Origin of the sequence: Rhodococcus sp. MTM3W5.2 (genome assembly GCF_001984015.1) — a bacterium.
GTDB lineage: Bacteria > Actinomycetota > Actinomycetes > Mycobacteriales > Mycobacteriaceae > Rhodococcus_G > Rhodococcus_G oryzae.
In genome coordinates this window covers 5,439,988-5,457,709 of sequence record NZ_CP019572.1, presented here as the reverse complement: position 1 = coordinate 5,457,709, position 17,722 = coordinate 5,439,988, and the positions used below count along the sequence as shown (strand labels likewise).

18 protein-coding genes and 3 pseudogenes are annotated in these 17,722 nt (G+C 68.5%); 7 read left to right on the top strand and 14 right to left on the bottom strand.

All coding sequences use genetic code 11. The features are described from left to right. The first annotated feature begins 18 nt into the window (after nt 1-18). Entirely contained in the window at nt 19-1,230 is a 1,212-nt protein-coding gene (locus BTZ20_RS25030) for an erythromycin esterase family protein (protein WP_317616061.1), read from the top strand. On the opposite strand, the gene BTZ20_RS25025 is transcribed toward BTZ20_RS25030, so the two are convergent. The 6 genes and pseudogenes from BTZ20_RS25025 to BTZ20_RS25000 form a co-directional block, all read right to left on the bottom strand. Continuing rightward, nucleotides 1,227-1,763, bottom strand: coding sequence for a VOC family protein (locus tag BTZ20_RS25025; RefSeq protein WP_077043209.1), 537 nt, complete (start codon nt 1,761-1,763; stop codon nt 1,227-1,229). The two genes, BTZ20_RS25030 and BTZ20_RS25025, sit on opposite strands and share 4 nt — an antisense overlap. A gap of 85 nt (nt 1,764-1,848) precedes the next feature. Continuing rightward, on the bottom strand, nt 1,849-3,036 hold the full coding sequence (locus BTZ20_RS25020) for an RNA polymerase sigma factor (protein WP_262982518.1): 1,188 nt from the start codon (nt 3,034-3,036) through the stop codon (nt 1,849-1,851). Nucleotides 3,037-3,076: 40 nt separating this feature from the next. Next, nucleotides 3,077-3,325 carry a YciI family protein gene (locus BTZ20_RS30035; RefSeq protein WP_411269170.1) on the bottom strand — a complete coding sequence of 83 codons (249 nt, stop codon included), beginning with the start codon at nt 3,323-3,325 and terminating at the stop codon, nt 3,077-3,079. 278 nt (nt 3,326-3,603) lie between these two features. Continuing rightward, nucleotides 3,604-3,831, bottom strand: a pseudogene (locus tag BTZ20_RS30030) (YybH family protein); the annotation flags it as partial. A gap of 105 nt (nt 3,832-3,936) precedes the next feature. Beyond that, the gene (locus BTZ20_RS25005) at nt 3,937-4,578 is read right to left on the bottom strand and encodes a dihydrofolate reductase family protein (protein WP_077043207.1); all 642 of its coding nucleotides are present in this window, start codon (nt 4,576-4,578) and stop codon (nt 3,937-3,939) included. A 172-nt stretch (nt 4,579-4,750) separates the two neighbouring features. Further along, nucleotides 4,751-5,020, bottom strand: a complete 270-nt coding sequence (locus BTZ20_RS25000) for a helix-turn-helix domain-containing protein (protein ID WP_077043206.1) — start codon at nt 5,018-5,020, stop codon at nt 4,751-4,753. A 51-nt stretch (nt 5,021-5,071) separates the two neighbouring features. Between BTZ20_RS25000 and map the strand changes: the two genes are divergently transcribed. Continuing rightward, nucleotides 5,072-5,839 carry a type I methionyl aminopeptidase gene (map, locus tag BTZ20_RS24995; RefSeq protein WP_077043991.1) on the top strand — a complete coding sequence of 256 codons (768 nt, stop codon included), beginning with the start codon at nt 5,072-5,074 and terminating at the stop codon, nt 5,837-5,839. 192 nt (nt 5,840-6,031) lie between these two features. Here map and BTZ20_RS30025 read toward each other — a convergent pair. Then, nucleotides 6,032-6,664: pseudogene (locus BTZ20_RS30025) on the bottom strand (alpha/beta fold hydrolase); the annotation flags it as partial. A 137-nt stretch (nt 6,665-6,801) separates the two neighbouring features. On the opposite strand from BTZ20_RS30025, the gene BTZ20_RS24985 reads away from it, so the two are divergent. Both BTZ20_RS24985 and BTZ20_RS24980 read left to right on the top strand, forming a co-directional pair. Beyond that, nucleotides 6,802-7,788, top strand: coding sequence for a sigma-70 family RNA polymerase sigma factor (locus BTZ20_RS24985; RefSeq protein WP_077043205.1), 987 nt, complete (start codon nt 6,802-6,804; stop codon nt 7,786-7,788). Then, complete coding sequence (locus tag BTZ20_RS24980; RefSeq protein ID WP_077043204.1) at nt 7,785-8,378, top strand: TIGR03086 family metal-binding protein; 594 nt, start codon at nt 7,785-7,787, stop codon at nt 8,376-8,378. The genes BTZ20_RS24985 and BTZ20_RS24980 overlap by 4 nt, the downstream gene beginning before the upstream one ends. Here the strand turns inward: BTZ20_RS24980 and BTZ20_RS24975 are convergent. From BTZ20_RS24975 to BTZ20_RS24965, 3 genes are all read right to left on the bottom strand, one after another. After that, nucleotides 8,375-9,604, bottom strand: a complete 1,230-nt coding sequence (locus BTZ20_RS24975) for a serine hydrolase domain-containing protein (RefSeq protein WP_083742846.1) — start codon at nt 9,602-9,604, stop codon at nt 8,375-8,377. The two genes, BTZ20_RS24980 and BTZ20_RS24975, sit on opposite strands and share 4 nt — an antisense overlap. Nucleotides 9,605-9,661: 57 nt before the next feature. After that, nucleotides 9,662-10,351, bottom strand: coding sequence for a TetR/AcrR family transcriptional regulator (locus BTZ20_RS24970; protein ID WP_077043203.1), 690 nt, complete (start codon nt 10,349-10,351; stop codon nt 9,662-9,664). A gap of 131 nt (nt 10,352-10,482) precedes the next feature. Further along, nucleotides 10,483-11,034, bottom strand: coding sequence for a carboxymuconolactone decarboxylase family protein (locus BTZ20_RS24965; protein WP_223263511.1), 552 nt, complete (start codon nt 11,032-11,034; stop codon nt 10,483-10,485). An 83-nt stretch (nt 11,035-11,117) separates the two neighbouring features. Here BTZ20_RS24965 and BTZ20_RS24960 point away from each other — a divergent pair, with 83 nt between their 5' ends. Further along, nucleotides 11,118-11,588, top strand: a complete 471-nt coding sequence (locus tag BTZ20_RS24960; RefSeq protein WP_077043202.1) for a MarR family winged helix-turn-helix transcriptional regulator — start codon at nt 11,118-11,120, stop codon at nt 11,586-11,588. Between the two features lie 95 nt (nt 11,589-11,683). Continuing rightward, a pseudogene (locus tag BTZ20_RS24955) lies at nt 11,684-12,123 on the top strand (DoxX family protein). 52 nt (nt 12,124-12,175) lie between these two features. On the opposite strand, the gene BTZ20_RS24950 reads toward BTZ20_RS24955, so the two are convergent. Continuing rightward, nucleotides 12,176-14,020 (bottom strand): galactan 5-O-arabinofuranosyltransferase, encoded by a 1,845-nt coding sequence (locus BTZ20_RS24950; protein ID WP_077043988.1) that lies wholly within the window; start codon nt 14,018-14,020, stop codon nt 12,176-12,178. 259 nt (nt 14,021-14,279) lie between these two features. Here BTZ20_RS24950 and BTZ20_RS24945 point away from each other — a divergent pair, with 259 nt between their 5' ends. Then, the gene (locus tag BTZ20_RS24945) at nt 14,280-14,516 is read left to right on the top strand and encodes a hypothetical protein (RefSeq protein ID WP_145982411.1); all 237 of its coding nucleotides are present in this window, start codon (nt 14,280-14,282) and stop codon (nt 14,514-14,516) included. Nucleotides 14,517-14,622: 106 nt separating this feature from the next. Here the strand turns inward: BTZ20_RS24945 and BTZ20_RS24940 are convergent, their stop codons facing one another. The 3 genes from BTZ20_RS24940 to BTZ20_RS24930 all read right to left on the bottom strand — a co-directional run bounded on the left by BTZ20_RS24940 (nt 14,623) and on the right by BTZ20_RS24930 (nt 17,638). Continuing rightward, nucleotides 14,623-15,384 carry a decaprenylphospho-beta-D-erythro-pentofuranosid-2-ulose 2-reductase gene (locus BTZ20_RS24940; protein ID WP_077043199.1) on the bottom strand — a complete coding sequence of 254 codons (762 nt, stop codon included), beginning with the start codon at nt 15,382-15,384 and terminating at the stop codon, nt 14,623-14,625. Beyond that, entirely contained in the window at nt 15,381-16,829 is a 1,449-nt protein-coding gene (locus tag BTZ20_RS24935; protein ID WP_077043198.1) for an FAD-binding oxidoreductase, read from the bottom strand. The genes BTZ20_RS24940 and BTZ20_RS24935 overlap by 4 nt, the downstream gene beginning before the upstream one ends. A gap of 185 nt (nt 16,830-17,014) precedes the next feature. Continuing rightward, on the bottom strand, nt 17,015-17,638 hold the full coding sequence (locus tag BTZ20_RS24930) for a superoxide dismutase (RefSeq protein WP_072752934.1): 624 nt from the start codon (nt 17,636-17,638) through the stop codon (nt 17,015-17,017). Nucleotides 17,639-17,722 lie beyond the last annotated feature (84 nt).

Sequence of the window (17,722 nt, the reverse complement as noted above, 5' to 3'; positions counted from 1 at the left end):
ACTTTACCGGCTTTATCGGTGGCTGATGCTCCACAAGTCTCAACCGATCTTTCAACGATACGATTGAGACACATGAGCCACGACATCAGAGACTTCGTACCCGCATCATGTGACATTCTCGCGCTCGGTGAGCCGACGCATCTGGAACCCGCCTTCGCGCGGGTCCGCAACGAACTGTTCGCGCAACTGGTCGACGGCGGCTTCCGGTCGATCGCACTGGAAACCGATCGCGTGGCTGCGCTCACCGTGAACGACTTCGTCCAGGAGGGAGTCGGAAGCCTCGACCTGGCGATGAGCGAGGGCTTCTCCCACGGCTTCGGCGACCTGGACGCCAACCGACAGCTGGTTGCCTGGATGCGCCGCTACAACGAGAACCGGCCGCCTGCAGAACGTTTGGCCTTTCACGGCATAGACGCTCCGTTGGAGAACACCAGCGCGCCCAGCCCGCGACGCTACCTCGAACACGCCCGCGACTATCTGGGGCTCGACCTCGACATCGCGAGTCTCTGCGGCGAGGACGAGCGCTGGAGTCGCGCGGAAGCGGTGATGGACTCGGCCGCGTCGATCGGAGCCACGGCCGAGGCCGAACGGCTGCGGACGACTGCCGACGACCTGCTCACCACCCTTTACGTACGGGCGCCGGAACTGATCGCGACGACCTCACGCGCCGAATGGCGCAGGGCCGAAACGTATCTCACCGCAGGTCTCGGCCTGCTCCGCTACCACAAGCAGGCGGCGCAGCGCATCGACGAGAGCGAGCGGATATCGCTCCTGCTGGGCACTCGAGATGCGCTCATGGCCCGGAATCTCCTCGATATCCGAGGCATCGAGGATCGGCGGGGAGCGACCCTGGTCTTCGCGCACAACAGCCACCTGCAGGAACGCCCGAGCACCATGCGGATGAGGGACATGGACCTCGAATGGTTCAGCGTCGGCGCCATCGTGGGGTCGCTGGTGGGCGACCGGTACGCCTTCATCGCGGGCAGCCTCGGCCGCAGCGACACGATCGGGCTCGGCGACCCGGAGCCGGACACCTACGAGGGCGTCCTCCAGGCCCGGATCGCCACCTGGGGTCTGACGCCCGCCACCGGGGTCGCCGCCGCGCGCACCCGCACCGATGCCACCCCGGCGCAGGGCTACTTCCCGCTCGACCGGGCGACCCTCGACACGGTCGGCACGATCCTGCACATCAGCTCGGGTGCAACGGCGCTCACGCACGCTCCCGGCTAGGCCTCGCCGGGTGTCGGCGGCGAGAGGGTACGCATCGCCTCGCAGATCGTGGCGTGGATCGTCGACTCCTCGGCGACGGCGTCGGGATCCCATGTCGGCTCGGGTGCGCCCTCGATCGCCGGGCCGAACAGCCACCACACGTTGTGCCAGGGGTCCGCGAACCGGGCGAGGGAGCTGCCCCCGTAGAACGGCGTGGTCGACGTGATCACCCGGGAGCCTCGGTCGCCTGCGCGCCGGAGTACCTCGTCGCAGTCGGTGACGTTCACCTGGAGCAGGGCGGGGGTGAACGCCCAGTCCGGCTTGGAGTCGACGACCATCAGGCAGGAGTCCCCGACCCGGACCTCCGCGTGGATCAGCAACCCGTCGGTGTCCACCGTGTGCGCTTCCTCGGTTTCTCGGCCGTCGAGCACCTCGGTGAGGAAACGGATGAACGCCCGTGCGCCTCCGCGGCCCTTCACCGCCGCGAAGGCGTTCAGGCTGCCGTAGCCGTTGGACAGGTCGGAATCGGATCGGATCAGCGCTCCCGTGGTCATGCCCGCGAGGCTGTCATCGAATCCGGTCAGCGGCTGTCCGCATTTTGCCTCGGCAGAGGAATGGAGCGCATTCCCCAGGACGTATTCAGATCAGTTCTTGGAGCTTCGCAGTGAGGAAGTCACGCTCAACGGCATTGCCGGTGAGCAGGATCGCCTCGTGATAGGCCGTTCGAGCTTGGGGTGTGTAGCCGAGTTCTGCGAGGAAGTGGGCTCGAGCGGCCGCGAGGTAGCTGTAACCGGCCAATCGGGGTTCTGCAGCCAGTTCGTCGAGGGCGGCCAGGCCGACCGCGGCACCGTCGGCGAAGCCAAGAGCAACCGCCCGATTGAGAGCCACCACCGGAGACGGCCATAGTTGGACCAGAACCGTGTACAGGCCGAGGATCTCGCGCCAGTCGGTGAGGTCGTAGCTGGGTGCCTCGGTGTGTACAGCGGAGATGGCGGCCTCCAAGGCGTACCGGCCCGGACCCTTCCGCAGCGCAGCCCGGACCAAGGCGATGCCCTCATTGATCTGAGCGCGGTTCCAGCGGCTTCGGTCCTGCTCGGAGATCCGAACCAGCTGTCCCTTTTCGTCGGTACGGGCTTCGCGGCGGGCGTCGGTCAGCAGAATCAACGCCAGCAACCCGGCCACATCGGGGTGGTCAGGAAAGAGTCCGGTCAGCATTCGGGCGAGTTCGACTGCGCGTTCGGTGAGATCACGTCGCACCAGCTCGTCACTGTAGGGCGCGGTGTGTCCGGTGGTGAACAGTAGATGCACAACGTTGAGCACGGCCTCGATCCGTTCCGGCAACTCGGCAGGACCAGGTACTCGGTAGGGGATGCGTGCGGCGGCGATCTTCTTCTTGGCCCTGGTGATTCGTGCCGCCATCGTCGACTCCGAGACCAGGAATGCGTGTGCGACTTCGGTGGTGCTGAGCCCACACAGCAGCCGTAGTGTCAGGGCCACTTGCGCCTCGATCGAGAGGGCCGGGTGGCAACAGGTGCAGATCAGGCGGAGCAGATCGTCGCGGATCATTCCGTCGACCCGCTCCACGGCGATATCGGCGATGTCATCATCGACATCGTCGAGTACCAACAGTGGCAGTGTTCGTTTCATCCTGGATTGAGACCGCAGCAGATTCAGTGCGCGGTTACGGGCGACGGTGGTCAGCCATGCTCCCGGCTTGGCGGGAACCCCGTTGGCAGTCCAGTTGGTCAGGGCATACGCATAGGCGTCTTGAACGCACTCTTCGGCTTGGTCGAGGTCGCGGGTGACGCGCACCGTCGCGGCGAGCACGAGGGCCCACTCACGTCGGTGCGCGTCGGCGACAGCCTGCTCAGGAGAGAACACGAACCGGCCGAACCTCGACGCCGCCGTAGTCCATCGGGATCTGTTGCGCGATGGCGATTGCCTCGTCCAGATTGGTGGCCTCGATTATGTAGTAGCCAACCAACTGTTCTTTGGTCTCGACGAACGGACCATCGCTGACAAAGAAACTGCCTCCGCCTTTCGGCCGGATGAAGGTCGCGGTGTGGCTGGGCTCGAGCGCAATCCCACCCGCCAGTGCAGCCTGGTTGGCCGCGATGAACGCCCCGTGGTCGGGGCCAAGGTCTCGCCCGCATAAGTATCGCCGAGCGATTGTTCGTCCTGATAGATCAGGGCCAGATACTGCGCCATAGCCTCGTTCTTCCTAGCCCGCATTGGCCGGGCTGTTGTGGTAGGCCGCGAGCAGCCACTTCTCGTCACGCTTCTCCAGCACCCACGTCGCGTTGGCGAGCCGGTCGGCCGGCACCTGGGTCTCACCAGGAAAAGTATGCCGGTCTCGCTCACGACAACGGCGGCATCCTTGCCCAGGAATCGGATGCTCCGGATCTCATCCCTTGTCGTCGAACCCTTCAGGAACGACGCGAACCCGTCGGCCATGCTCTGTCGGACTTCTTCCCTGGAACGCCGGAAGGAACCCGGCAGGATCGCGGTGGCGTCCTCGGTGTAATCAGCGACGAAAGCGTCGGCATCGTTGCCCCACGCTTGGTAGATACCCGCCAAGACGGTTCGGATGGCGGCCTCATCCTTCGACCGGGTGTCACTCATGCCCGTTCTCCTTCACTGTGTCGTGGCCCGCCGATCGGGCCATTCACCTACACGACACTCGCCACCCGTCGGAATCGACAGCTATGCAGAAATTCCCTCGGGTGGTCATTTTCGCCAGAACAGGTGGTGGGCCACACCACTCGGGCTTGGCACGATCTCGAGGTGGAACCGGTCGCGCAGTTCGTCTGGTGACTCCCAGAGTCGGAGTCCGGATCCGAACGTTATCGGGGAGACCGCCACGTGCATGGTGTCGACGAGGTCGGCGTCGAGGAACTGCTTGATGGCGGTGACTCCGCCGCCGAGTCGGACGTCCTTGCCCTGCGCTGCCTCGCGAGCCTGCTCGAGGATCGTGGCCGGGTCGCCGTCGACGAAATGGAACGTCGTGTCGGAGAGCGTGAACGAGGGACGCTTGTGGTGGGTCATGACGAACACCGGGGTGCGGAACGGCGGCTCGTCGCCCCACCACCCGCGCCATTCGAGATCCTCCCAGGGCCCGCGCTGGGGCCCGAACTTGTTTCGTCCCATGATCTCGGCCCCGATGTTGCGAGCGAAGTCTCTTGTGAAGTAGTCGTCGAGGCCGCGGCTGCCACCGGGGTCGGTGCGGGTGGGCCAGCTGGCCGTGGCGCCGCCCCACGCGAACATGGCTCCGGGGTCGAGGCCGAACGGGCTCTCGAAGCTCTGGTTTTCCCCTGCGCCGATTCCGTCACTCGAAACATTGAAGTTCTGGACTCGCAGTAGCTGACTCACTCTGTGCTCCCACACTCTCGATTGATGGTGATGGAAGTTGAGACTCCCCAGGACGCACAAACTCATCGGGAAGGTTGACCAGCATCCCCGGAACGGCGCGGAAGTGGACGTCCGCTCGATGCCTCAGGCCGGAGGATTCCCGGCGGGACCCCCGCCGTCGGAGGGTTGGCGGCTACGAGGCCGCTTCGCGCCGCGTGGGCGGATCGGCCAGCGCCTCGGCGACCAGGTCCAGCGACAGGCCGAGGACCTGGGCGAGGGCGGCGACGGTGAAGAACGCTGGCGTCGCGATCCGGCCGGTCTCGATCTTGCGGAGCGTCTCGACCGAGATGCCGGCGTCCAGCGCGACCTCGACCATGCTGGCCTCGCCGCGGGCTCCGCGCAGCAGCTCGCCGAGCCGCTTGCCCCGTTCGAGTTCCTCCGCCGTCAGCGGCACGCGCACCATGTCCCTTATAGTAATACCGGTATAGTTATTGGCTACATGGGAGAGGTGGGCATGGTCGAGATCAAGACCGAGGACGAGGTGCGTTCGATGCGGGCGGCCGGACGGGTGGTGGCGCAGGCCCTCGCGGCGGCGCGGGCGACGGCAGCGGTCGGGGTGCGCCTGCGCGACCTCGACGCGGCCGCCGCGGCGGTGATCCGGGAGGCGGGCGCCACCCCGGCCTTCCTCGACTACCACCCCGAGTGGGCGCCGACGCCGTTCCCCGGGGTGGTGTGCGCCAGCGTCAACGACGCGATCGTGCACGGCATCCCGACGGACCACCGGCTCGCCGACGGCGACCTGGTGAGCCTGGACTGCGGGGCCTTTCTCGACGGATGGTGCGGCGACTCGGCGATCAGCTTCGTGGTCGGCGAGGCCGATCCCGAGGACCTGAGGCTGATCGCGGACACCGAGGCGGCGCTCGCGCGGGGCATCGAGGCCGCGCGGGTTGGGAACCGGATCGGTGACATCGCCGACGCCATCGGCGCCTTCGCCAGGAGCAGGGGGCGTGGGGTGCTCGCCGATCACGGCGGCCACGGCATCGGTCGCGCCATGCACGAGGACCCCGACGTGCCCAACGAGGGACGGCGCGGCAGGGGGATGAAGCTGCGCGCGGGCCTGGTGCTGGCGCTCGAGCCGATGCTCATCGGCGGCGGCACCGACGACTACCGGCACGACCCGGACGGCTGGACGCTGCGCACCCTCGACGGCACTCGCGCGGCGCACAGCGAACACACCATCGCCATCACCCCGGACGGGCCGCTGATCCTCACCGCCGCATGAGGGCGCGATCACGAGGTCGCCGCCAGGTGATCGAGCAGCACCGGTGCGAGGGTCTCGGGCGGGACGTCGTGGAAGCCGCCGTCGAGCGTGCGGTGCCGGGCGCCGGGAATCATCTCCGCCACGGCGCGGGCGGGCAGCTGCAGCGACGGCGGGGCTGGCGGCGCTCGCCAGCGTCAGGGTCGGAGCCGAGATCCCGGCGAACCGGTCGGCGGTCATGGGTCGCACCGTGATGGCGCCGTCGTAGCCGAGGGTGTGCGCAAGGGATTCCATCCCCGCCCACATCGGCGACTGCCTGGTCTGCGCGACCGCCTCCGGCGGCAGCCCGACCGCCGCGGTCATGAAGTACTCGACGGCCTTCCCGCGGCGGTCCTCCGCCGTGAAGGTGGCCAGCCGGTCCAGGTAGTCGTCGGGAAGCTGCGGGCCGCCCTCGGTCTGGAACGGTGGTTCGAAGATCGCCACCGAGGTGACGGGCAACCCGGCGGCGGCCGCGTCCAGGGCCAGGATCGCGCCGGACGAGAGGCCGAACAGGCCCGCGGACCCGCCGACGTCCTCGATCAGGGCGGCGAGATCCTCGATCTCGCGCTCGACCGCGTACGGCGCGGTGTCGCCGCTGTCGCCGCGGCCGCGTCGGTCGTACGCGATCGCGGTGGCGCCGGGTGCCAGCGCGGCGGCCAGGGCGGCCGCGGTCGCGCGGTCGTTGAAGGCGCCTCCCACGATGATGATCGGCTGGCCGTCGCCGGACCGCTCATACGCGATGACGGTGCCGTCCCGCGAAATCGCCTTGTGCACGGGGTTCTGCTGCGGTGTTTCGGACGTCTCGGACATGGGCTTCCCTCGCTCCTCGGATCGTGTTCCTCTGTACTGACCGGGCGGGGCACGAAAATTCATCGCGCGAGACCGATGAGTTTGCCCCATGCGGCGGGTCTGTACTCGGGAAGGCATTCGACGAAGGGTGGGAAGCGATGACAGAGGGCGCGGTTCAGGAGGACTTTGCTCCGCTGGCGGAGCCGTATCGGCGGGAGTTGTTGGCGCACTGTTACCGGATGTCCGGTTCGGTGCACGACGCCGAGGACCTGGTGCAGGAGGTGTACCTGAAGGCGTGGCGTGCCTACGAGAAGTTCGAGGGTCGCTCCTCGCTGCGTACCTGGCTGTACCGGATCGCGACGACCACCTGCCTCACCGCGCTGGAGAGCAAGGGCAAGCGCCCCCTGCCCACCGGCCTCGGCGCGCCGAGCTCGGACCCGGCGGGCGAGCTGGTCGAGCAGGGCGAGGTGCCCTGGCTCGAGCCGATCCCGGACGCCATGCTCGGCACCGCCGCGAGTGACCCGGCTGTGGTCGCGACGTCCCGCGAGAGCATCAGGCTGGCCTTGATCGCCGCCCTGCAGTTCCTGCCGCCGAAGCAGCGGGCGGTGCTGATCCTGCGCGAGGTGCTGGCCTGGCCTGCGGCGGAGGTCGCGGAACTGCTCGGCATCAGCACGGCGGCCGTGAACAGCGCCCTGCAGCGGGCCCGCGCGCAGATCGATCATGCCTCGCCCGCCGAGGATGCCGTCGTGGAGCCGGTCGCGCCGGATCAGCGCGAGCTGCTCGACAAGTACATGGCGGCCTTCGAGACGTACGACATGGCCGCGCTCAAGGAGCTGTTCACCCAGGACGCCGTCTGGGAGATGCCGCCCTTCGTCGGCTGGTACCAGGGTCCCGACGCGATCCGTACCCTGATCGAGAACAACTGCCCGGCAAAGGGTCCGGGGGACATGAAGCTGATCCCCACGGTGTCGAACGGGCAGCCAGCGTTCGCGATGTACATGCGCGAACCCGATGGCGGGTACTCCGCCTTCCAGCTGCAGGTGGTCTCGCTCGGGCCGTCGGGGATCGGTCATGTGACGGTGTTCTTCGACAGGTCGCTGTTCGGCAAGTTCGGGCTGCCCGAGACGCTGCCGGTCGGGTCATGACGGGCGCCGCGGTCGCGTGGCCGCTGGCCGACCCGGTCGCGTTGCTGGAGCGTTCGATCGCGTACACGTTGGGCAGTCTGCAGCTCGTGACGGAGGAGTCCATGGACAGGGCCACGCCCTGTCGCGGATGGGACCTGCGACAGCTGTTGGCGCACATGAACGACGCCCTCGGCACGCTGCAGGAGGCCGCCATGGACCGGCACATCGCGCTGGCACCCGCCGCGGCTGCGCCCGATCCCGAGTCCGATCCCGTTGCAGCGCTGTGCGATCGCGCCTGCCGACTGCTCGGCGCGTGGGCGCGTTCGGGCGATCCGGAGGGGATCCAGATCGGTGGCGTCTCGATGGCCGCGGGCATCGTGCCCGCCGCCGGTGCGCTGGAGATCGCCGTGCATGGGTGGGACGTCGCCACGGCGTGTGGCCGCAACCGGCCGATCCCGCCGGACCTCGCAGAGGAACTGCTCACCTGTGCAACGCTTTTCGTCAGCGATGCGGACCGACCGGCCCGGTTCGCCGCCCCCGTCGAGTTGTCGGCAGGGGCGGGGCCGGGGGAGCGTCTGCTGGCCTACCTCGGTCGGGGTCCGCGACTCTAGGCGCCGGCGATGGCCCGCAACACCTCGAAGGTCTCCTGCTCGTCCTGCTCGGTGCCGTGGTCGCTGAGCTTGACGATGACGGTGCCGGTGGTCGGGTCGACGTAGGTGTACTGGCCGTAGACGCCGAGCGCGGACAGGTCCGGGCTGTCGGGCGTGGGGTGCCACCACTGCGCGGAGTAGCCCCATGGCGAGGTCGAAACCTGGTGCGGGGCAGGGGTGCTGATGCGGTCGATCCAGGCAGCTGGGACCACCTGGGTCTCACCCGCGCGCCCGCCGTCGAGGACGAGCTGGCCGATCTTGGCGTAGTCGCGGGCTGTCGCGTTGAGGCAGCAGAACGCCTTCTCCTGGCCGCCGTCCCGGTCGAGGTTCCAGGTGGCGCCGTCCTCGGCGCCGATCGGGGCCCACAGGTTCCGCTCGAGCAGCTCGGTCAGCGGTGTGCCCTCGACCCGGGCCAGCACCTGTCCAAGGAGCTGGGTCTCGACGCTCCGGTAGTCGCCCTCGCTGCCCGGAGTGGACGTGACCTCGCGGTGGTCGGCGACGAACTCGTCGAGGTCCTGGGTCAGGTACATCCGGGCGGTGCCGGTCAGCGGCCAGTACGGGTTGTAGTTCTCGGACACATCGACACCCGCGGTCATGTCCAGCAGGTGCCGCACCGTCACGGTGTCGTACTCCCCGCCGGTGGCGAGCTCCGGCAGGACGTCGACGAGTCGATCGTCCTCGCTGAGCTTGCCGGCGTCGATCGCCTGACCGATCATCAGCGAGACGACGGACTTGGCCATCGACCACGAGGCCAGCGGCGTCGTGGCCTCGACGCCGTCGCGGTACCACTCGTGGGTGAGCGCGCCGTCCCGCAGCACCAGGAAGGCGTTGGTGTGGGTGGTCTCGAGGAACTGTGCGACCGGGATCTGCTCACCCTTCCACGGCACCGTCTCGGGTAGCGGTATCGAGTTCGACTGCAGCGGAGTGGGATTCGGCGAGGCCGCCACCGTGCGCGATGGATACAGCTCGCCCTGCTTCGACGGAGCCTCGGTCAGCAGCCGGGCCAGGGTCAGGGGCGCGGGGATCGCGAGTACCGCGGTCGCCGCATAGGTCGCCGCCACCAGCGTCGCCGCGACCACCGGGACGACGATCGCGGCCGTGCGCAGTCGGGAGCGCTTGCGAGGCGGTTCAGTGACGGTCGGCTCGGCGGTGGTGGTGGGCTCGGTGGTGGTGCTGGGCTCGGTCATGCGTGGGTGATCCTCGATATCGGGGGTGGGTGGGTCTTGAGCGCCGCGCGGGCCGGGTCAGTCCGTGCGCACGCGGGCGGACGCGGTGTCAGCCCTGGCGTCGAGCGCGGTCCAGAAGGCCTCGATCATGGTGGCGAGTACAAGATCCGGGCCCACCTCGGCCAGGGCAGACGCGTGTACGGCGATCGCGGGGTAGCGCCCCGCGTCCGCGCCGACGTACTCGTGGGTCCAGGCGCGTTCGTCGCCCGCGCGCAGCTTGTCCGGCAGCAGCGCGTGGCCGGCCTGCATCCCCGCGTAGGACAGCACGGCCTCGGCCATCATCCGTTGGTAGCGGACCACATCCGCAGGCTCCAGCCCCAGCTCGTCGAGCGCGGCGAGCATCATCTCGACCAGGGCGAACTCGCCCGGGCCGCGGGTCGTGCGCGGGGCCACGGCGGCGCCGACATGGGGATGCTCGGTGAACACCGCGACCACGGCGCCGGCGAGATGTTCCATCCGCTCCTTCGGGCCGAGCCCGGCGGGGACGCGATCGTGCGCCATCGTCAACAGACGGTCGCCGACGGCTCGCAGGAGCGCGTCCTTGTCGGAGAAGTGCCGCCAGACCGCCGACCGGTCGACGCCGAGCTCCTCGCCGAGGGCGCGTCCGGTCAGTCCGTCGGGGCGGCCCCGCGCGGCGATCCGCACGGCGGCGTCCACGATCACCTCCGGTGTCAACCGCACCGGACGATTCGAACCGTCCTCGATCATCGCCTGTACCCCTCCTGCCGTGAGTCCTTCTGGCCTGCCACGGGGCCGGAAGGACTCACAGGTGCGCATCATCAGTGTTGTCATCAATGATGACATCGCTGATGTGGCGGCGGGGGCATACGGCGAAAGTGCTACGCGGCGCCCTCCCAGGCGAACGGTGCGAACGGCGGGTCCAGTGGCGCCTCGGTCATCCGGTTGGCGAAGGTGGACAGCGTGTAGGTGCCGACCCCCAGTACGACCTCGAGGGCGTTGCGGCGCGTGAAGCCACGCTCGAGGAACGCCCGCATCTGTTCCTCGTCGACACCTCCCGCCGTGTCCAGGACCGCGAGCGTGAACACGCGGATGGCGTCGAGCCGCGGGTCGGTGAGCGGTTGCCGGGCGCGCAGGGCCGCGACCAGCTCCGCCGGCGCCGCGGCGCGGGTGAGTGAGGCGGTGTGCAGGGCGACGCAGACGTGACACGCGTTGCGCGTCGCGATGGTCAGGACCAGTACCTCGCGTTCGAGCTCGGTCAGCGTGCTGCGCTCGAACAGCGCGTTCGACCGGGTGAAGGCCTGCAATAGCTCGGGCGATTCCGACATGAGCGCAACGGGGGCGGGCAGGAATCCGAACTTCCCCTCGATGGCCGTCATGGTCGGGCGCGCGGCGCCGGGGGCGGTCTGGGCGGTGTGGTGGTTGAAGGGCATCTGGAGTCCTCTCTGCGGTAATATCGTCAACGTGGTTGTCCATATAGTAAACATGGTTGTCTATATTCGGCAAGGGGTGCGCCGTGGCCGTCGATGAGAGCCCCGGCTACGAGCTGCCGCTGCTGCTGTTCGCCGGATTCCGGACCCTGATCGACGAGGTGCATCGCCAGCTGGCAGAGCAGGGGCACCCGGACATGCGCCCCGCCTACGGATTCGCGATGCAGGCGATCGGGATCGCGGGGACCAGCGCGAGCGAGCTGGGGCGAAGGCTCGGCGTCTCCAAGCAGGCGGCGGGCAAGACGGTCGATCGGCTCGAGGGCCTCGGTTACGTGGCGCGCGAGAGCGACCCGTCGGACGCCCGCAGCAAGCGGGTGGTGCTCACGGAACGGGGGCTCGACAGCCTGCGACGGTCTGCGGTCGCATTCGACCGGCTGCAGGCGGACTGGGCGGCGACGATCGGGCCGGAACGGCTGCGCGCGTTGGAGTCCGACCTGCGCACCGTCACCGCTGGTCAGGGCTTCCGTCTCGACGCGCAGGCCTGGTTCGGCGGATAATTGACCCGCGCGCGATGAGTTTTGCGGTCGTCGCCGGTCTATATGGCAACCGCTTCGCGCGCCGTGCACGAAGCAAACCAGCATCGGAGCCCGCCATGACCACCACGCCGCACACCACGACCACCGCACCCGCCGCCGCCGGCACCGCCGCCCCTCGCGGCGAGCCCGGATCGCCGGCCTGATCATCACCGGTCTGGTCGTCGTGTTCTTCCTCTTCGACTCGCTCACCCACATCGCCAACGTCGAACAGGTGCGCACCGCGATGGCAGACCTCGGGTTCGACCCGAGCCTGAACAGGGTCTTCGGCGTGGTGCTGCTGATCTGCCTCGCCCTCTACGTCGTGCCCGTCACGTCGATCCTCGGTGCCGTCCTGCTGACCGGCTACCTCGGCGGTGCCGTGGCCACCAACCTGCTCACCGAGCAGCCCATCCTGAGCACCACCCTCGCGCCGATCTACTTCGGCATCCTGGTGTGGGGCGGGCTGTACCTGCGCGATCTCCGGGTGCGCGCGATCATGCCGCTCGTCCGCGGCTGACCCATCTCGGATGCCGTCCCCCACACCGAACCGGTGTGGGGGACAGCCGTGTTCAGGCGACCCGGGTGACGATCACGAACGGACCGACCTCGGTGGTGGTGAACCGGGGGTCGTCGAACAGCTTCTCAGGGAAGGTCACGGTGTAGCGGCGCACGTTCGGATCGTTGGGGTACACGTCCTCCGCCAGGCGAAGGGTGTAGCCGTCGGCTCCCTTGCGGAAGACGAACACATCCGGTGTGCGCCAGGGGCTTTCGTCCATGGCCTTGACCAACTCGTCGGGGCTCTCGGTCTCGGCCCAGTCTGCGATCGCGGCGGCGCGGCGGTCGAACTGCGCCAACGGGTTCGCGTAGTGCGACGTCAGCCCCTGGAAGCCGAAGTACGGGTAGAAGCTGAGGAAACTGGTATCTGCGGTGAGCACCACGGTGCCCGAGCGCGGTCCCGGGCGCTGGGCGATGATGGCCGCGTCGACCTCGTCGTAGTAAGCGGCGGCGCCGGGCGGCCGCTTGTCCGCCCGCTCGCCGTTGCCGTCGGTGTCGGTGTACGCGGTGGTGATCTCCGATGCGAGGACCTGCGGGATGTTCTGCGCGAACGCCAAGGCGCCCAGCGCGCCGATCGCGACGATCGCGGCCCGGACACGCGGGTTCTCGCTGGTCGCCAGGATCGTCCAGCGCGCGAAATCGAGGAACCCGAAAACGCCTGCGGCGCCGAGTAGTACGAACAGCACCGGTTCGAGGCGGAAGGAGAGCAGGGTGTTGCCGATCGCCGTCACGGCCATCGAGAGCAGCCACCAGGCGTACACGGCGACGACGCCGATCCCGAGTGCCTGTGCGCGCCGCGAGGAGGAGGCGCGGCCGACCAGCCACACCGTGCCGAGCAGGCACAGGCCGCCGAGCAGCGAGAAGTGGAACATCGGCAGGGGCAGATGGGCGCCGGCATCGGGCAGGTAGTGCAATGCCGTGCCGGAGCTCGCGGTCGGGCCGGTGCGCATCGCGTTCAGGTACGGCAGCCACACGATCAACGCGATGAGCCCGGCGATCACCCCCGCCACCACCAGGCGGAGCAGTGGGTCCAGCGCAGCCCGCGGCCCGTTCGCGCGCACCGCGAGCGCGGCGGCGAGCACGGCCATCAGCGTCACCGCGAACGCCGCCCAGCCCAGGTAGAGGGTGTAGAAGGTGGCGGCGACGCCGAGGAAGATGCCCGTCCCGACGATCGCACCCCAGCCGTCGGCCCCGCTCCGCCCCGGTCGGTACAGCCCGCCCCAGGCCAGCACCAGCACCGGCGGCAGCAGCACCACGAGGACCGCGCTGTACGCCTCGGGGGACGCGTACGCCAGCGCGATCGCCGTCACGGCCGTCGCGACCAGCACCGCAACGTGGTTGCGGATGAGCTTCGACCACAACACCAGCGACACGACGGCGGCCACCGCGATGGAGGCGATCGCGTACGGCTTGAACGCTTCCCAGCCCTCCATGCCGAGCAGGTTCGCGACCCGGCCGCCGACCCAGAACCAGCCCGCCGGGTAGAACGAGGGCAGGTCCGCGTAGGTCATGTCGTCGAGCGCGGCGGTGTCCGTCATCCGGGTGAGGAACTCGGTGCGGAACTCCTGGTCCACCGAGATGCCGTGCAGGTACAGCTTCGTCGCGGCCAGCGGCATCCCGAGGGTGACGGTGACGAAACCGGACAGCGCGGCCCAGGACAGCAGTTTCGCCGCGACCACCGCGCGGCGGGCCCGCAGCAGCCACACCGACAGACCAAGCGCCGTCAAGGTCACGACCTGCCCGACCGTGGTCAGCGCCTGGGTGACGTTGGAGGAGTTGAACGCCGGCCAGTCCACCAGCCCGAAGGCGATCAGTCCGACCGCGGCGATGGCGGCCGCGACGACCGCCGCCAGCCCCATCTCCCCGGCGGTGGACACCGCGCGACGCAGCGGATCCCTGCGGGCCGCGGACGTGCTCGGGGCTGTGTCGGGGATCGGAGCTGCGGGAGCGTCAGTCACGAGCACTGAGCTTAGTGAACCGAGGGTGAGCCCGACGCGAGCGCCGCGGCGGGGTTGCGGGGGTGGCCGAATCGGCACCCTAGGGTGCCTGGTGGTGTGGGCCTCGCCGTCCCATATTTGTTGTAGTCCACCCGCACCCGACCCCAACGGAAAGCCTCAGATGATCCCTCGAACCGCAAAGATGCTCGGCATCTCGTTACTCGTCGCCGCGGGATCGATCGGCGCCACCGCCTCGGTCGCGCAGGCGGAGATCCGCAGCTCGGCAGAGGGAACGCAGGCGGTCGTCTGTGTCCACGACGGCAAGGAGCACAGCGTCGGCAGCAAGATCTATCTCCCGGACGGCAGCTACCAGACCTGTGAGAGCAACGGCCAATGGCGGCGGGTCATGCCGGGATGAGCGACGTGCGGCCCTGCCCGCTGCGGTACGCCCCGAACGACGAAAGCGGCCCCACCACGATGCACTGTGGTGGGGCCGATTCGTCGGGTGCTGCGGTCGTGTGGGGCTAGATCGGCAGCTTGCGGAAGATCGCCCGCGGCACGTGCCGCAGCACCATCATCACGAAGCGCCAGGGACCCGGCGTCCAGACGATCTCCTTGCCCTTGTCGGACGCGGCAACGGCGAGCGTGGCGACGATGTCCTTGTTGACCGTCAGCGGAGCTTCCTTGACGTGCGCGCTGAACTGGGTGCGCACCATGCCGGGCCGGACCACCGTGACCTTCGGTCCGAACTGGGCGAGGGCCTCGCCGAGCCCGAGGTAGAAGCCGTCGAGGCCGGCCTTGGTGGAGCCGTAGACGAAGTTGGCGCGCTTGACGCGCTCACCGGCCACCGACGACATCGCGATGATGCGGCCGAAGCCCTGCGCCTTCATCTTCTCGCCGACGAGCACACCGACCGACACCGCCGCGGTGTAGTTGACGTTGGCCACCAGCACGGCCTTGCGCTGGTTCTGCCACAGCTCCTCGGAGTCGCCGTCCAGCGCGAACGCGACGATCGCGACATCGACGTCGCCCTTGGACCAGGCCGCGTCGATCACCTTCGGGTGCGACTCGGTGTCCACGGCGTCGAAGTCGACGACCTCGACCTCGGTGGCGCCCTTGGCCTTCAGCTGGGCGACGGCGGCGTCGCGGCCCGGATCACCCGGCAGCGCGGCAAGGATGACCCGCATCGGAGCCTTCTTCAGGTACTCCTCGCAGATGGCCAGGCCGATCTCGGAGGTGCCGCCGAGGAGCAGCAGCGTCTGGGGGTTACCCACGGCGTTGATCACAGTTCCAACCTTCTGGACATATCGGAGGCGAAAACGCCTGTGGGGTCGTACTTTCGGCGGGTCGCGATCCACTCGTCGATCCGCGGGTACATGGCGTGGAAGGTCTCGGCGGTGGTCCGCGAGTCCTTGGCGGTGTACAGCCGGCCGCCGAACTCGAGCACGCGCTTGTCGAGCTCGGTGACGAACTCGTTCAGGCCCGGCTTGATCCGGAAGTCGACGCAGATGTTCCAGCCGGCCATCGGGAAGCTCAGCGGCGCCTGGTTGCCCTCGCCGAACAGCTTGAACACGTTGAGGAACGAGTAGTGCCCGGAGCGCTGGATGTCGACGATGATCTTCTTGAACTCCTCGACGGCCTCCGGCGGCACCACGAACTGGTACTGCAGGAACCCGTTCGAACCGTAGGCGCGGTTCCACTCACCGAACATGTCGAGCGGGTGGTAGAACTGCGTCAGATTCTGGACCTTGCCGCGGTACGTGCCGGCCTTGCGGAACCAGAGTTCGCCGATCGCCCCGAAGTTGAACTTGTTCGCGAGACCGTTCGGGAAGATGTCCGGGAAGGTCATCAGGGTCGGCGCATCGAACGCGAGCGGGTTCTTCTGCAGCTTCGCCGGCAGCTGATCGAGCTTCGCCAGCGAGCCACGGGAGACCGCGGCACGACCCAGCTTCGGCGGCGCGGAGATCGCGTCGAACCAGGCGCTGGAGTACTCGTAGTTCGCCTCGGAGCCGTCGCTGTGCAGCGCGATGGTCTCGTCCAGGTTCTGGGTGACGTCGCCGTCGGCGATGAAGTACGCCGTTTCGGTCGGCGTCATCTTGATGGTGGCGCGCAGGATGATGCCCGTCAGGCCCATGCCGCCGACCGTCGCCCAGAAGAGCGCGGCCTTGGGATCGTTGCGCCCGCCCTTGGGGGTGAGCGTGCGGACCTTGCCGTCGGCGGTCAGCAGGTCCAGCGACACGACGTGGTTGCCGAAGCTGCCGGCGCTGTGGTGGTTCTTGCCGTGGATGTCGGAGCCGATGGCGCCGCCGATCGTGACCTGGCGGGTGCCAGGCAGCACCGGAACCCACAGGCCGAACGGCAGGGCCGCCTTCATCAGCTGGTCCAGATTCACACCGGCGTCGACGTCCACCAGGGCGGTGTCGCGATCGATGCGATGAATGCGATTGAGCGCATTCATGTCGATGACCAGGCCGCCTGCGTTCTGCGCCGGGTCGCCGTAGGACCGGCCGAGCCCGCGGGCGATGACGCCGCGCCGCAGGTAGGACGGCTTGCCCTCGTTCTGCTCGGCGACCTGCGCGACCGCGCTGGCGATCACCTCGACGTCGGGCGTGGACAGCACCTGGGCGGTGGTGGGCGCGGTGCGCCCCCAGCCGGTCAGGGTGCGGGTCTGGGTGGTCAGAGGCTGCGGCTGCACGGCGGCGGCCGGGGACTCTTCAGCTGTCGTGGACATCGTTGTAGAGGTTACCTGGCGGTAGCGGATCCGACCCCTGGCGAGTGTGCAGATATGGCCGCCGCCACTCGACATTTGGCCCGGTAGCTGCACACTCGGCACCCGGCCCGGACCCGCCGAGTGTGCAGCTCCCGTCGCCGTTCCTTGGGGTTTGGCCCGGCAAGTGCACACTCGGCAGGGAGGGACTAGACGATGAGGCCTGCGGTCTGGGTGCGGGCGCGGTCGAAGCGGGCTGCGACGTCGTTCCAGTTGACGATGTTCCAGAAGGCGTTGACGTAGTCGCCCTTGACGTTCTGGTAGTCGAGGTAGAAGGCGTGCTCCCACATGTCGAGCATGAGCAGGGGGGTGAGGCCGATGGAGATGTTGCCCTGCTGGTCGTAGAGCTGGACGATGATCAGTCGCTGGCCGATGGAGTCCCAGGCGAGGATGGACCAGCCGGAGCCCTGGATGGCGTTGGCGTTGGCGTTGAAGTGGGTGCGGAAGGCGTCGAAGCCGCCGAACTGGTCGTCGATGGCTGCGGCGAGTTCGCCTTCGGGCTTGTCGCCGCCGTCGGGGCTGAGGTTGTTCCAGAAGACGGTGTGGTTGGTGTGGCCGCCGAGGTGGAAGGCGAGGTTCTTCTCGTGCAGGTTGACCACGGGGGCGACGGCGTCGGCGGCGCGGAGTTCGGCGAGCTTGTCGAGGGCGGCGTTGGCGCCTGCGACGTAGGCGGCGTGGTGCTTGTCGTGGTGCAGCTCCATGATCTTGCCGGAGATGTGCGGCTCGAGGGCGGCGTAGTCGTAGGGCAGTTCAGGCAGCGAGTAGACGGACACGAGATGCTCCTTTTGCGGTTGACGTGACCCGATCCTGCAACCTCAACCGCACTGGAGGTCCAGGGGTTGTGTGGCACGTCACGC

Excerpts from the sequence above, each read along its gene's own strand:
- BTZ20_RS24935 (WP_077043198.1), bottom strand. The coding sequence starts at position 16,829 with ATGTCCACGACAGCTGAAGAGTCCCCGGCCGCCGCCGTGCAGCCGCAG.
- BTZ20_RS25025 (WP_077043209.1), bottom strand. The coding sequence starts at position 1,763 with ATGACCACGGGAGCGCTGATCCGATCCGATTCCGACCTGTCCAACGGC.
- BTZ20_RS24975 (WP_083742846.1), bottom strand. The coding sequence starts at position 9,604 with ATGACCGAGCCCAGCACCACCACCGAGCCCACCACCACCGCCGAGCCG.
- BTZ20_RS24980 (WP_077043204.1), top strand. The coding sequence starts at position 7,785 with ATGACGGGCGCCGCGGTCGCGTGGCCGCTGGCCGACCCGGTCGCGTTG.
- BTZ20_RS24970 (WP_077043203.1), bottom strand. The coding sequence starts at position 10,351 with ATGATCGAGGACGGTTCGAATCGTCCGGTGCGGTTGACACCGGAGGTG.
- BTZ20_RS25000 (WP_077043206.1), bottom strand. The coding sequence starts at position 5,020 with ATGGTGCGCGTGCCGCTGACGGCGGAGGAACTCGAACGGGGCAAGCGG.
- BTZ20_RS24945 (WP_145982411.1), top strand. The coding sequence starts at position 14,280 with ATGATCCCTCGAACCGCAAAGATGCTCGGCATCTCGTTACTCGTCGCC.
- BTZ20_RS24985 (WP_077043205.1), top strand. The coding sequence starts at position 6,802 with ATGACAGAGGGCGCGGTTCAGGAGGACTTTGCTCCGCTGGCGGAGCCG.
- map (WP_077043991.1), top strand. The coding sequence starts at position 5,072 with ATGGTCGAGATCAAGACCGAGGACGAGGTGCGTTCGATGCGGGCGGCC.
- BTZ20_RS24965 (WP_223263511.1), bottom strand. The coding sequence starts at position 11,034 with ATGCCCTTCAACCACCACACCGCCCAGACCGCCCCCGGCGCCGCGCGC.
- BTZ20_RS24950 (WP_077043988.1), bottom strand. The coding sequence starts at position 14,020 with ATGGGGCTGGCGGCGGTCGTCGCGGCCGCCATCGCCGCGGTCGGACTG.